The organism is Nocardioides bruguierae (genome assembly GCF_023656415.1).
GTDB classification, from domain to species: Bacteria; Actinomycetota; Actinomycetes; order Propionibacteriales; family Nocardioidaceae; genus Nocardioides; species Nocardioides bruguierae.
The window spans coordinates 11,985-24,644 of sequence record NZ_JAMOIL010000002.1; the positions used below are offsets into that span (position 1 = coordinate 11,985).

13 protein-coding genes are annotated in these 12,660 nt (G+C 72.9%); 4 read left to right on the top strand and 9 right to left on the bottom strand.

The features are described 5' to 3' along the window. The 3 genes from M8330_RS02485 to M8330_RS02495 all read right to left on the bottom strand — a co-directional run bounded on the left by M8330_RS02485 (nucleotide 1) and on the right by M8330_RS02495 (nucleotide 4,159). Nucleotides 1-1,824: a 3-hydroxyacyl-CoA dehydrogenase family protein gene (locus tag M8330_RS02485; RefSeq protein WP_250826059.1), complete on the bottom strand. Its 1,824-nt coding sequence runs from the start codon at nucleotides 1,822-1,824 to the stop codon at nucleotides 1-3. 177 nt (nucleotides 1,825-2,001) lie between these two features. Then, complete coding sequence (locus M8330_RS02490; RefSeq protein WP_250826060.1) at nucleotides 2,002-2,592, bottom strand: GNAT family N-acetyltransferase; 591 nt, start codon at nucleotides 2,590-2,592, stop codon at nucleotides 2,002-2,004. Nucleotides 2,593-2,605: 13 nt separating this feature from the next. Then, nucleotides 2,606-4,159, bottom strand: coding sequence for an alanine/glycine:cation symporter family protein (locus M8330_RS02495; protein ID WP_250826061.1), 1,554 nt, complete (start codon nucleotides 4,157-4,159; stop codon nucleotides 2,606-2,608). Between the two features lie 85 nt (nucleotides 4,160-4,244). Between M8330_RS02495 and nucS the strand changes: the two genes are divergently transcribed. Both nucS and M8330_RS02505 read left to right on the top strand, forming a co-directional pair. Further along, nucleotides 4,245-4,931, top strand: a complete 687-nt coding sequence (gene nucS / locus M8330_RS02500) for an endonuclease NucS (RefSeq protein ID WP_250826062.1) — start codon at nucleotides 4,245-4,247, stop codon at nucleotides 4,929-4,931. 16 nt (nucleotides 4,932-4,947) lie between these two features. Continuing rightward, on the top strand, nucleotides 4,948-5,277 hold the full coding sequence (locus tag M8330_RS02505) for a DUF952 domain-containing protein (protein ID WP_250826063.1): 330 nt from the start codon (nucleotides 4,948-4,950) through the stop codon (nucleotides 5,275-5,277). A gap of 40 nt (nucleotides 5,278-5,317) precedes the next feature. On the opposite strand, the gene M8330_RS02510 is transcribed toward M8330_RS02505, so the two are convergent. The 6 genes from M8330_RS02510 to M8330_RS02535 all read right to left on the bottom strand — a co-directional run bounded on the left by M8330_RS02510 (nucleotide 5,318) and on the right by M8330_RS02535 (nucleotide 11,004). Continuing rightward, nucleotides 5,318-6,484 (bottom strand): ATP-binding protein, encoded by a 1,167-nt coding sequence (locus M8330_RS02510; RefSeq protein ID WP_250826064.1) that lies wholly within the window; start codon nucleotides 6,482-6,484, stop codon nucleotides 5,318-5,320. Between the two features lie 138 nt (nucleotides 6,485-6,622). Beyond that, nucleotides 6,623-7,546 (bottom strand): FAD-dependent oxidoreductase, encoded by a 924-nt coding sequence (locus M8330_RS02515; protein ID WP_250826065.1) that lies wholly within the window; start codon nucleotides 7,544-7,546, stop codon nucleotides 6,623-6,625. Between the two features lie 30 nt (nucleotides 7,547-7,576). After that, nucleotides 7,577-8,101 carry a ferritin gene (locus M8330_RS02520; protein ID WP_250052591.1) on the bottom strand — a complete coding sequence of 175 codons (525 nt, stop codon included), beginning with the start codon at nucleotides 8,099-8,101 and terminating at the stop codon, nucleotides 7,577-7,579. A 79-nt stretch (nucleotides 8,102-8,180) separates the two neighbouring features. Further along, a complete protein-coding gene (locus M8330_RS02525) occupies nucleotides 8,181-8,384 on the bottom strand; it encodes a hypothetical protein (protein WP_250052593.1) in 204 nt (67 codons plus the stop codon). A 90-nt stretch (nucleotides 8,385-8,474) separates the two neighbouring features. Continuing rightward, nucleotides 8,475-10,550 (bottom strand): ethylmalonyl-CoA mutase, encoded by a 2,076-nt coding sequence (locus tag M8330_RS02530; protein WP_284704176.1) that lies wholly within the window; start codon nucleotides 10,548-10,550, stop codon nucleotides 8,475-8,477. A gap of 148 nt (nucleotides 10,551-10,698) precedes the next feature. Beyond that, the gene (locus M8330_RS02535) at nucleotides 10,699-11,004 is read right to left on the bottom strand and encodes an STAS domain-containing protein (RefSeq protein WP_250826066.1); all 306 of its coding nucleotides are present in this window, start codon (nucleotides 11,002-11,004) and stop codon (nucleotides 10,699-10,701) included. A gap of 233 nt (nucleotides 11,005-11,237) precedes the next feature. On the opposite strand from M8330_RS02535, the gene M8330_RS02540 reads away from it, so the two are divergent. Both M8330_RS02540 and M8330_RS02545 read left to right on the top strand, forming a co-directional pair. Beyond that, nucleotides 11,238-11,894 carry a cob(I)yrinic acid a,c-diamide adenosyltransferase gene (locus tag M8330_RS02540; protein WP_250826067.1) on the top strand — a complete coding sequence of 219 codons (657 nt, stop codon included), beginning with the start codon at nucleotides 11,238-11,240 and terminating at the stop codon, nucleotides 11,892-11,894. After that, complete coding sequence (locus M8330_RS02545; RefSeq protein ID WP_250826068.1) at nucleotides 11,891-12,646, top strand: DUF4240 domain-containing protein; 756 nt, start codon at nucleotides 11,891-11,893, stop codon at nucleotides 12,644-12,646. Before M8330_RS02540 ends, M8330_RS02545 begins: the two co-directional genes overlap by 4 nt. Nucleotides 12,647-12,660 lie beyond the last annotated feature (14 nt).

A 12,660-nucleotide genomic window follows, 5' to 3' on the forward strand; every position in this document is an offset into this window, starting at 1 on the left:
TCAGCGTCGTGAGTGGTCCCGGAAGCCCCGGCCGGTCTTGCGTCCCAGGTAGCCGGCCGTGACCAGGTGCTCCAGGAGCGGCGCGGGCGCGAACCCGGGCTCGCGGAACTCCAGGTACAGCTCCTTCTGGATCGCCAGGGACACGTCGTTGCCAACCACGTCGAGCAGCTCGAACGGGCCCATCGGCAGCGCGCAGCCCGCCTTCATCGCCAGGTCGATGTCGTCGGCGTCGGCGTAGTGCGCCTCGAGCATCTTCACCGCGTCGTTGAGGTAGGGGAACAGCAGCGCGTTGACGATGAACCCGGCCCGGTCGCCGCAGGAGACGGCCACCTTGCCCAGCTGCGCGCACAGCGCCCGCGTGGTCTCGGTGACCTCCGCCGAGGTCGCCACGGTGGAGACCACCTCGACCAGCTTCATGATCGGTGCCGGGTTGAAGAAGTGCATGCCCACGACGTCCTGCGGCCGGGTCGTGGCCCGGGCGCACGCGATGATCGGCAGCGAGGACGTGGTGGTCGCCAGCACGGCGCCGGGCTTGCAGATGCGGTCGAGGTCGGCGAAGAGCGCGGTCTTGACCGCGAGGTCCTCGGCGATGGCCTCGACGACGAGGTCGGCGTCGGCCAGGGCCTCCCGGCTGGTGGCCGCGGTGAGCAGGGCCAGCGTCGCGGCCTTCTTCTCCTCGGTCGCGCGGCCCTTGGCGATCAGCCGGTCGAAGTTCTTGGTGATCTGGGCGACCACGCCTGCGTTCTTCTCCTCCGAGCGGCCGACGTAGGTCACGGGGTAGCCGGCCTTGGCGAACACCTCGACGATGCCGGCGGCCATGGTGCCGGTGCCGACGACGCCGACGGTGCGGACGTCGTGGCGCATCTGCGGGGCGTCGTCCGCGCTGGGGGTGGCGGCGTCGGCGACCACGACCGGGCTGTCGGGGGCCTCGTAGGTGTAGAAGCCGCGGCCGCTCTTGCGACCCAGCAGGCCCGCAGTGACCATCTGCTTGAGGATCGGCGCGGGGGCGTGCAGCCGGTCCCGGCCCTGCTTGTACATCGTGTCCAGGATCTCGTAGGCGGTGTCGAGGCCGATGAGGTCCAGCAGCGCCAGCGGCCCCATCGGGTAGCCGCAGCCGAAGCGCATCGCCGCGTCGACGTCCTCGCGGGAGGCGTAGCGGTTCTCGAACATCGACACCGCGTGGTTGAGGTAGCCGAAAAGCAGCGCGTTGGCGATGAAGCCCGCCTTGTCGCCGCAGACCACGGGGCTCTTGCCGATCCGGTCCAGCACCGCGGCGACGTCGTCGAGCACCGCGGGCAGCGTGACGACGGTGCGGACGACCTCCACCAGCTTCTGCACGGGGGCGGGGTTGAAGAAGTGCATGCCCACGACCCGCCCGGGGTGCCGGGTGGCGCTGGAGAGCTCGGTCACCGAGAGGGAGGAGGTGTTGGTGGCCAGGACCGCCTCGGGCGCCACCACGTCGTCGAGCTCGGCGAGGATCGCCTTCTTGGTGGCCATGGACTCCACGGCGGCCTCGACCACGAGGTCGGCGTGCGCGAGGTCCTTGAGGCTGGTGGAGAACGAGATCCGGCCGAGCAGCCCCGCGCGCTCCTCCTCGGTCAGCTTGCCGCGCTCGACCGCCCGGGCGGTGGACGTCTCCAGGTGCGTGCGGCCCCGCGCGACCCCGTCCTCGTCGAGCTCGACGCCGGTCACCGAGAAGCCGTGCCGGGCGAATACCTCGGCGATGCCGGCGCCCATGGTGCCGAGGCCGACGACGCCGACCTGGTCGACGGTGCGGGTGGTGGTCTCGGTGGTGGCCCCGGGGGTGCTCGCGACGCTGCTCATGGCCCGGATGATGACAGCGCGGCCCCGCCTCGCGCGTGACCTGAGTCACCTCGTGAGACCCTGGATTCGTCCGACTACCGGATCAGGGCGTCCCACCAGCGGACATGCGGGACGGGCGGTCTCGACGACGTCGAGAAATTTCCCGGCGGTCCACACCACCGGGGACCAGGGCGGACGTCAGCTCCCGACCGTGGGGCGCGCCATGACCACACGGCGCCCCGCCCCGTCCGGCCGGTGGCCGACCTCCTCCAGGTGCAGCGAGCGCTCGTGCTCGGTGATCCGGCGCAGCCAGGCCGGGAGCCGCTCCTCGGGGACCTCGGCGAACCCGAGCCGGGCGTAGAACGGGCCGTTCCACGGCACCTCGGCGTAGGTGGACAGGGTGAGCTCGTCGAACCCGTCGCGGCGCGACTCGGTGAGCGCGGCGCGCACCAGGGCCGAGCCGATGCCCTGCCTGCCCCAGGCCGGCAGCAGCACGGAGAGCTGCTCCAGGTGCGCGCGCGGGTAGCCGTCGTCGCCCTCGAGGTGCAGCACGTGCGCGAACCCCACGATGCTGCGCCCGCGGGGCGGACTGCCGGCGTCGGCGACCAGCAGCGTGCCGGGCGCCGCGTCCCGGTCGAAGCCGGAGGGGGACGCGCCGACGAGCGCGGGCGGGCAGTCCTCGCCCCACAGCGCCAGGAACGGCTCCGCCCCGCTGTCCTCGACGTGCGCCAGACGGCGCAGGTCGGAGGGACGAGCGGGGCGGATCCGCGGGCTCGGGCTCGGGGTCATGCCCCCTAGCCTGTCAGGACCCCACGCGCTCCTCCTTGGGGACCTCCGCGATCTCGCCGGAGCGCAGCCCGGCGAGGAACGAGGTCACCTCGCGCTTGACCACCGGCAGCAGCAGGTAGCAGGCGAGGAGGTTGACCACGGCGCAGACGAAGAGCATCGCGTCGGCGAAGTTGAGGACCTGGCCCAGGTCGACCACGGCACCGAGCACGGTGAAGATCAGGAACAGGCCCTTGAAGATGTTCTCCTTGGTCTTGCTGCGGCCCACGAGCGTGGTCCACGCCTTCAGCGTGTAGTAGCTCCAGGTGATGAGGGTGGAGAACGCGAACAGCGCCACGGCGAGGGTCAGGACGTTGTCGAAGCCGGGCAGGAACGAGTCGAACGAGCGCGAGGTCAGCACCACGCCGGCGTCGCTGCTGACGCTGCCGCCGGCCTGGGCGTCGGCCTGGAGCTCGGAGTAGGACGGGACGTCGGCGATGACGATCGTCAGGGCGGTCATGGTGCAGATGACGACGGTGTCGATGAACGGCTCCAGCAGGGCGACGAAGCCCTCGGAGACGGGGTGCTTGGTCTTCACCGCGGAGTGCACGATCGGCGCGGAGCCCACGCCCGCCTCGTTGGAGAACGCGGCGCGCTGGAAGCCGATGATCAGCACGCCGATGGCACCGCCGGTGACACCGTCGGGGCTGAAGGCGGAGGAGATGATGGTGCCGACGGCGCCGGGCACGGCGCCGAGGTTGCCGACGATGACGGCCAGGCAGGCGAGCACGTAGATGCCGGCCATGAACGGCACCAGCTTGGAGGTGACCTTGGCGATCGAGGTGACACCACCGAGGATCACCAGGCCGACGCCGAGGGCCAGCAGCACGCCGAACCCGAGCGAGGCGCCGGCCGAGCCGAGCCAGCCGTCGTCACCGCCGGTGATCTCCTTGGCCTGCGCGTAGGTCTGGTTGGCCTGGAACGCGTTGCCGCCGAGCGCACCGAACAGGATCAGGGCGACGGCGAAGATGCCGACACCGATCTTCGAGGCCAGCGACCCGAAGCGGTTGAAGGCCATCGGCAGGTACTTGAACGGACCGCCGGTGACGGTGCCGTCCTCGTGCACCTCGCGGTACTTCACGCCGAGGGTGCACTCGACGAACTTGGTGCACATGCCGAGGAGGCCGGCCAGGATCATCCAGAAGGTCGCACCGGGGCCACCGACCGTGACCGCGACCGCCACACCGGCGATGTTGCCGAGCCCGACGGTGCCGGAGACGGCCGAGGCGAGGGCCTGGAAGTGGGTCACCTCCCCCGGGTCGGACTCCCGGGAGTAGCGACCCCGGACCAGCGCCCAGGAGATGGGCATCGACCGGAACTGGATGCCCTTGAAGTAGACGGTGAAGACGGCGGCCGCGACCACCAGCCAGAAGACGATGAGCGGGAAGGAGTAGTCCCCGAGCGGGACCTCCCAGAACACGACGTCGGTCGCGAACGTGGCGATCGGCTCGAAGACGGTGTTGATGCCGTCCTCGAGGGAGGCGATGGCCCCGCCTTCCGCAGCAAGGGGCGTGAGTGCCGAGAGCGTCATGCGCAGCCAGACTCCCGGAGGCCTCACCCACCCCGCTTCACCCCTCCGGGCATGTGCCACCACCCGACCCGTACATTTGCGCGGCGTGAGACTCGTCGTCGCGCGCTGCCAGGTCGACTACGCCGGCCGGCTGACCGCCCACCTCCCGCTCGCCACCCGCGTCCTGATGATCAAGGCCGACGGCTCCGTGCTGGTGCACTCCGACGGCGGCTCCTACAAGCCGCTGAACTGGATGAGCCCGCCGTGCACCGTCGTCGAGGGCACCACCGACGAGGGCACCCCCGAGTGGGTCGTCACGAGCCCCAAGACCGACGACACCCTGCGCATCCTGCTCGCCGAGGTGCTGCACGACTCCAGCCACGACCTCGGCGTCGACCCCGGGCTCCAGAAGGACGGCGTCGAGAAGCACCTCCAGGAGCTGCTGGCCGACCACCCGGCCACCCTCGCCCCCGGGCTCACGCTCGTGCGCCGCGAGTTCCCCACCGCCATCGGCCCCGTCGACCTGCTCTGCCGGGACGCCGACGGGCGCACCGTCGCGGTCGAGATCAAGCGCCGCGGCGAGATCGACGGCGTCGAGCAGCTCACCCGCTACCTCGAGCTGCTCAACCGCGACCCGCTGCTCACCGCGAAGGGCCCCGTGCAGGGGATGTTCGCCGCGCAGCTGATCAAGCCGCAGGCCCGCGTGCTCGCCGAGGACCGCGGCATCACCTGCGCGCTGGTCGACTACGACGCGCTCCGGGGTCTCGACGACCCGGAGAGCCGGCTCTTCTGAGCAGCGAGGGCGCGCGATGATCGTCCACCACGTCGCCACCGTCGCCGACTGGGAGGCCGCCCAGGCGTCCGGCGAGTACACGACGTCCACCCGCGGCCGCACCCTCGCCGAGGAGGGCTTCCTGCACGCGGCCCGGCCCGAGCAGGTCGCGGGCGTGCTCGCGCGGTTCTACGCCGGCGTCACCGACCCGCTGGTGCTGCTCGTGGTCGACACCGACCTCCTGGCCGCACCGCTGGTGGAGGAGCCGGCCGTGCCCGGCGGCACCGAGACGTTCCCGCACCTGTACGGGCCGATCACGCCCGGCGCGGTCGTCGAGGTCCGTCCGGTGAGCGCACCGCCCGCCTGAGCCTGCCTGCCTGAGCCGGGCCGGCTGGCCCCGGCGGACCCTAGCGGGCCTCGTCGAGCGGGAGCCGCACCGTGACGCAGGTGCCCGCCCCGACCTCGCTGTCGATCTCCAGCCGCCCGCCGTGGGTGCTCACCACGGCGCGGGCGATGCTGAGCCCGAGGCCCGCGCCCTGCGCGGCCGAGCGGACGGCGTTCTCGCCCCGGTAGAGCCGGTCGCACACCCGGGGCAGGTCGTGGGCGGCGATCCCCTCGCCGGTGTCCGCGACGAGCAGCACCGCCTCGTCCTGCTCCACCCGGGCCACGACCCGCACCGTGCCTCCGGGCGGGGTGAACTTCACGGCGTTGGTGACGAGGTTGTCGAGCACCTGCTCCAGCCGCTGCGCGTCACCACGGACGACGGCCTCGTCCTCGATCTCCACGAGCAGCCGCAGCCCGTGCTGCCGCACGGCGATCCGCAGGCCCTCGGCGCAGCGGCGCACCAGGTCTGCCACCGGCACGTGTCGCATCGCCGCGCTGGAGACCCCCGCCTGGAGCGAGGTGAGGTCGAGCAGGTCGTTGACCAGCCGCAGCTCGCGCTGCGCGTTGCGGGCGATCACCTCGAGCATGGAGGCCGCGCGCGCCCCGAGCCGCTCGGACTCCACGTCGCGCAGCAGCTCGACGTAGCCGATGATCGAGGTCAGCGGGGTGCGCAGCTCGTGGGAGACCGTGGCCACCAGGTCGTCGCGCAGGCGGTCGGCCCGGTCGTGCAGGACCCGCTCCTCGGTGACGTCCCGCAGGCCCACGAGGACGACGCCCGGCGCCAGGCCGGAGGGCGGCTCGCTGAGGACCACGCGCACGTGCCGCTCCTCGCCGCCGGGACGGCGCAGCACGGCCTCGCGCGCCTCACCGTCGGGCCGCACGGTCGGGACCGGGTCCGAGGGGAGGCCGAGCGGCGGGTCCAGGAGCGGCGAGAGCGCGGTGCCCACGACGTCCTCGGCCGCGCACCCGAGGATCGCGAGAGCCAGGTCGTTGAGCTCGGCCACGCGGCCGTCGCGGTCCAGGACGCAGAGGGCGTCGGGGGTGGCCTGCGCCAGCATGCGCCAGAAGGAGGCGGTGTCGGACGGGGCCGGCAGACGGTCGTCGGGCTCCGGCTCCGGGACGCGGTGGAGCGGGCCGGGAGGGCGCGCGCCGTCCCCGTGCGCACCCGCGGGCGCCCACGTGCCGGGCACGGGGTCTTCCTCGTGGCCGGCGGATCCCGAGAAACCACCAGACATAGGGGCACATTATTGCCTCATCCCGGCGATCCGTTCACCGGGTTGGAATACCCCGTCCGGTATCTTTTCGTGCACCAGGCCCCAGCAGGGCCCTCAGCCGGCCAGCGCCTCGTCCACCAGCACCCTGACCTCGTCGGCGCAGCCCCACGACAACGTGACGCCGGCACCGCCGTGGCCGTAGCAGTGGACGGTGCGTCCCACCCGCTCGAGCCGCACCTGCGGGCGACGCGGCCGCAGGCCGACGCGCTGGGCGAGCACGCGGGCGCCGGCCAGTCGCGGCTCGACGGCGAGGGCGCGCCGCCAGATGTCCTCGGCCGTGCCGGCCCGGACCGTGCGGTCCCAGTCGCCGGGCTCCTCGGTGCCACCGACCACCACGTCGTGCACGCGCGGCACCACGTAGGTGGGCCCCTCGCCGTCCAGGGTCCAGGAGTCGACGTCGGGTGCGTGCACCCGGAAGACCTGCCCGCGGACCGGCCCCACGCTGTCATCGCCGGCGAGGAGCCGGGCACCGATCCCGGAGGCGTCCACCACGGCACCGCCCTCGGGCGCGGTGGGCAGCACCGTGAGGGCGTGCCGGGTGAGGGTGCCGCCCAGGGCGAGGAAGCGGCCACGCAGCCAGGCCAGGTAGACGCTCATGTCGGCGACGGGCACGGTCAGCGTCCAGGCCTCGGCGTACCCGCGGGGCACGTCGTCGGTGCGACCGACGTCCGGGACGGCGGCACGCCACCACGGCTCCTCGCCGCCGACCCGGCGCAGCTCGCGACCCGCGAGGAGTCGCACGCCGGCGTCCTCGACGTCGGCGAGGGCCGTGAGCTCGGCGAACGTCGTGGCAGCCCAGGCCCCCACCCGCTCACGCGGCTCGGCGAGGTAGGGGTACCAGATGGCCGCGGCCACCGCGGAGGTCGTCTCCGCGGGCAGGTCCCGGGCCAGGACGTCGACGCGGTGCCCGGCCTCGAGGAGCCGCACCCCCGCGCTCAGCCCGATGACGCCGGCGCCCACGACGAGCACGCGCCCCACGTCCGCTCCCCCTCCGTGCCGCGACGCGGCTCAGGCGCCGGCGGCCGGCGGGGCGGTCGGGTCCTCGCCCTCGCTCCCGCCCTCGCGGGTCACCCACTCCTCGATCTCGTCCACGTCGTCGGCGTTGCGCATGCAGACGGCGAGCAGGTCGGACATGGAGGAGACCTCCTCGACCTGCTCCTTCACGAACCAGGCCATGAACTGGTCGCTGGCGAAGTCCATCTCCTCGCGGGCGATCCGCATGAGGCCGTTGATCTGCTCGGTGACCCGCTTCTCCTGCTCGAGCGCGAGCGCGACGGGCGCCACCACGTCGTCGAAGGTGGTGATCGGGGCCTCGGTGCCGGGGATGCGCACCTCGGCGTCGGTGTCGAGCAGGTACTGCACCATCATCATGGCGTGCTCGCGCTCCTCGAGCGCCTGGGCGTAGAAGAACGCCGCCATGCGGGGCATCGTCTGGGAGTCGTAGTGCACCGCGCACGCCAGGTACTGGTGGTGGGCGGCGAGCTCGTGCGCGATCTGGGTGTTCAGGGCGTCTGCGAAACGTGCGGCGACCACGGCCGGCTCCTTCGGTGCGGGTGTCGCGGGGAGGGCGGCTCCTCACCCGCGGGGGTGGGACGAGCCTAGGCGAGGAGCCTCAGGCCGCGCGCGTGAGGTCCTTCTTGGAGAAGGTGCCCCCGTCCAGGCGCACGAGCTTGCGGCGCTTGACCGTGTAGCCGTCCGGCAGCGTGCCCTCCTTGAGCATGCGCAGCGGGCAGCGGCCGCACTTGGACTTCGACTCGCAGCACTTGAGCTTCGGCACGCAGGCCTTGCCGCTCTTCTTGCCCTTCTTCTTGCTCACGCCACGACGGTAGCAAGAAGAAGGAAGGTATGCCTCACCTCATCTGCGGATCTCATGGGTTCCTCACACGAGACGGCCGCGCCACGACGGTCAGGGACGTGGGTCCAGGCCCTGCGCGGCGCGGACGACCTCGACGATGCCACCCATGATCTCGGTCAGGCCGAAGTCCTTGGGCGTGTACACGGCCGCCACGCCCCGCTCGAGCAGCGCTCGGGCGTCGGAGTCTGGGATGATCCCGCCGACCACGACCGGCACGTCGTCGGCACCGGCCGCGTGCAGCCCCTCGAGCACGGCCGGCACCAGCTCCATGTGGGAGCCGGAGAGGATCGAGAGGCCGACGCAGTGCACGTCCTCGGCCACGGCGGCGGCGACGATCTGCTCGGGCGTGAGCCGGATGCCCTGGTAGATCACCTCGAACCCGGCGTCGCGGGCCCGCACGGCGACCTGCTCGGCACCGTTGGAGTGGCCGTCGAGGCCCGGCTTGCCGACCAGCAGCCGCAGCCGGGCGCCCGGTCCGCCGACCTCCTCCCCGGTGGCCTGCACCCGCTCGCGGACCGCGGTCAGCTCGGTGCCCGCGGCCGCGGCGCCCACGGCCCCGGCCACGCCGGTGGGGGCACGGAACTCGCCGAACACCTCACGCAAAGCCTGGGCCCACTCCCCCGTGGTCGCGCCGGCCCGGGCGGCCGCGAGGGTGGCGGTCATCAGGTTCTCGTCGGTCTTGGCGGCCGCCGCCAGTGCGGCGAGGGCCTCTGTCACGCCCGCCTCGTCTCGCTGCTCCTTCCAGGCGCGCACGGACTCCAGCGCCGCGGCCTCGGCCGCGGGGTCGGCAGTCTGGATCGCGGCGTCCAGGTCGGCCGTGAGCGGCGACGGCTCGGTGCTGGTGAAGCGGTTGACGCCCACGACGACCTCGTCGCCGGACTCGATCCGGGCGCGGCGCGCGGCGTGCGCCGAGACCAGCTCGGACTTCATGTAGCCGGACTCCACGGCGGCGATCGCGCCGCCCATGGCCTGCACGCGGTCCATCTCGGCGCGGGCCCCCTCGACGAGGGCCGCGACCTTGGCCTCGACGACGTGGCTGCCGGCGAAGAGGTCCTCGTGCTCGAGCAGGTCGGACTCGTAGGCGAGCACCTGCTGCAGGCGCAGCGACCACTGCTGGTCCCACGGGCGCGGCAGCCCGAGCGCCTCGTTCCAGGCCGGCAGCTGCACGGCGCGGGCACGGGCGTCCTTGCTGAGGGTGACGCCCAGCATCTCCAGCACGATCCGCTGGACGTTGTTCTCCGGCTGCGCCTCGGTCAGCCCGAGGGAGTTGACCTGGACGCCGTAGCGGAAGCGCCGCATCTTCGCGTCCTCGACGCCGTAGCGCTCGCGGGTGATCTCGTCCCACAGCTGGACGAAGGCGCGCATCTTGCACATCTCCTCGACGAAGCGGACGCCCGCGTTGACGAAGAAGGAGATGCGTCCGACGACCCGGCCGAAGTCCTCGGGCGCCACCTGCCCGGAGTCGCGGACGCGGTCGAGCACCGCGATCGCCGTGCACAGCGCGTAGGCCAGCTCCTGGGTGGGCGTCGCGCCCGCCTCCTGCAGGTGGTAGCTGCAGATGTTGATCGGGTTCCACTTCGGCACGGCATTGACCGTGTAGGCGATGACGTCCGCGGTCAGTCGCAGCGACGCCTCCGGCCCGAACACGTAGGTGCCCCGGGAGAGGTACTCCTTGATGATGTCGTTCTGCGTGGTGCCCGCCAGCCGGGCGGCCACCTCGGCGGGGTCGGCCTGACCGTCCGGGACGCCGGCCTGCTCCTCGGCCACCACCTGGTACAGCGCCAGCAACCACATGGCCGTGGCGTTGATCGTCATCGACGTGTTCATCTCCGCGAGCGGGATGCCGGCGAAGAGCCGGCGCATCTCCCCCAGGTGCGGCACCGGGACGCCGACCTTGCCGACCTCGCCACGCGCCAGCGACGAGTCCGGGTCGTACCCGGTCTGGGTCGGCAGGTCGAACGCCACCGACAGGCCGGTCTGGCCCTTCGAGAGGTTCGTGCGGAACAGCGCGTTCGAGGCCGCCGCGGTGGAGTGGCCCGCGTAGGTGCGCATCACCCAGGGGCGGTCGCGCTCGGGACGGTCGCTCGCCGGGCGACCCTGCTCCGGCGACTGCTGCTGCTCGCTCATGCAGGGGAGCGTAGGCCGACCCGTACGCGCCGGTAACCCGGTTCCGTGTGGCACGTCACACGCGTCCGGGGCCTTGACGATCGGACGCGGGCGCTCGGATGCCGGACGCCCAGCACCGTGGAGCTGCGGGGCCGGGCGGGGGTCCGGCTCAGGCGGAGACCGGCTGCCGCTCGACCTCCACGACCCGGTTCAGCCGCGAGACGGCCAGCAGGCGACGCACGGAGGGGCGGCACCCCCGCAGCGCCAGGCGGCGGCCCTCGAGGTGGGCGCGACGGCTCGCGGCGGCGATCATCCGCAGGCTCGTCAGGTCCACGACCTCCACGTCGGCCAGGTCGACGGTCGCCCGCGGGTGCTCCTCCAGGTGCGCGTACAGCGCCTCGCGCACGACCTCGGTCGTCTGCGCGACGCAGTCGCCGTGCAGGCGCAGGGTGCTCCCGTCCGCCTCGATCTCCATGAGCCAGCCTCTCCGGTGCGCGGGCCCCCGAGGGCCCGTCACGTGGTTCTTTACCTACTGTGACGCGCGAGCAGGGCCAGGGGTTGCACCCGGAGCCGGACTTTTCTCCGTGTCCCTCTCCCCCGCCTCTCCCGGGCCCGTCGCGAGGCTGTGGCCGACGGGGCCGAGGCGCGCTCGCGGAGCGCCCCGCGGGGCGTGCGCGGGGCCACCGACCTGCCACTACGCTGCGAGGCATGGTCAACCTCACCCGCATCTACACCCGTACCGGCGACGGCGGCCGCACCCGCCTCGGCGACATGAGCGAGACCACCAAGAACGACAGCCGCCTGCACGCCTACGCCGACGTCGACGAGACGAACGCGACCGTCGGGCTCGCGGTGGCCTGCGGCGGTCTGGAGGACGACGTGGTGGCCGTGCTCACGCACGTGCAGAACGACCTCTTCGACGTCGGCGCCGACCTGTGCACGCCGGTGGTGCCCGACCCGGAGTTCCCGCCGCTGCGCGTGGAGCAGGCCTACGTCGACCGGCTCGAGGGCTGGTGCGACACCTACAACGCCGACCTGCCGACCCTGCGCTCGTTCATCCTCTCCGGCGGCACCCCCGGCGCCGCGCACCTGCACGTGGCCCGCACCGTGGCCCGGCGTGCCGAGCGCGCGGCCTGGGCCGCGGTCGAGGAGCACGGCGCGTCCATGAACCTCCTCGCCGTCACCTACCTCAACCGCCTCTCGGACCTGCTGTTCATCCTCGCCCGGCACGCCAACCGCGCACAGGGCGACGTGCTGTGGGTGCCCGGGGGCGAGCGGGGCACCGACCAGACCACCACCGACCAGAGCACCACCGACCAGAGCACCACCGACCAGAGCACCACCGACGAGGAGGCCCGGCCGTGACCCCCGAGGAGTTCTGGGCCCACGTCGACTCCCTCGGCGGCGTCGCGGACGACGGCACCGTGGAGGACCTGGTCGAGCGGTTGAGCACGGCCGAGGCCGAGGCGTTCGCCGAGCGGGTGGAGGTGCTCGTCGAGGAGCTGCTGCGCGCCTGCGACGTGCCCGGCACCCACACCGGCGACACCGCCGAGTGGCTGGCCGCCGCGGTGATCGCCGCCGGCCGCGAGACCTACGAGGCGACCCTGGCCGCCGGCGAGCCGCTCGACCCCGAGCGCTGGTCGTGGGACGAGGCGGAGGCCCTGCTCGTGGTCGCCCCCGTCGAGGGCGAGGACGAGGCGTTCGGCCTGCCCGCCACGCCGCCCGTGACCTTCCAGTGGCTGCACCTGACCTCCCCCGACGACGTCGAGACCGCCTACGACGAGAACGTCGCCGAGGTGACCGGCGCCCTGGGCATCGGGCCGGACCCGGCGTTCGGACCCGTGCCCGCCTCCGACCCGGCCTTCGACCGGGCGCTGGCGCGCCACCAGGACTGGCCCACGGCCGCACCGCAGCTGCACCTGGCGGTGATGGAGGGCTTCGACGAGCCCACCCCCACCCTGTGGCCGAACGTCGAGGAGCCCGAGCACGTCGTGCTGGTCGTGCCGCCGCCGATGCTGCTGGAGGCCATCAACCGCGTCGAGGTCTACGACTGGCTGCTCACCGGTCTCGAGGGTCTGGCCCGCGAGCTGGCCGGGGGCGCCCCCGCCGACGCCTGAGGCCCCCTCCGGCC

Bases quoted from the DNA above. Each gene is read 5' to 3' on its own strand.
- M8330_RS02485 (WP_250826059.1), bottom strand. From the start codon at position 1,824: ATGAGCAGCGTCGCGAGCACCCCCGGGGCCACCACCGAGACCACCACC.
- M8330_RS02490 (WP_250826060.1), bottom strand. From the start codon at position 2,592: ATGACCCCGAGCCCGAGCCCGCGGATCCGCCCCGCTCGTCCCTCCGAC.
- M8330_RS02495 (WP_250826061.1), bottom strand. From the start codon at position 4,159: ATGACGCTCTCGGCACTCACGCCCCTTGCTGCGGAAGGCGGGGCCATC.
- M8330_RS02505 (WP_250826063.1), top strand. From the start codon at position 4,948: ATGATCGTCCACCACGTCGCCACCGTCGCCGACTGGGAGGCCGCCCAG.
- M8330_RS02530 (WP_284704176.1), bottom strand. From the start codon at position 10,550: ATGAGCGAGCAGCAGCAGTCGCCGGAGCAGGGTCGCCCGGCGAGCGAC.
- M8330_RS02535 (WP_250826066.1), bottom strand. From the start codon at position 11,004: ATGGAGATCGAGGCGGACGGGAGCACCCTGCGCCTGCACGGCGACTGC.
- M8330_RS02540 (WP_250826067.1), top strand. From the start codon at position 11,238: ATGGTCAACCTCACCCGCATCTACACCCGTACCGGCGACGGCGGCCGC.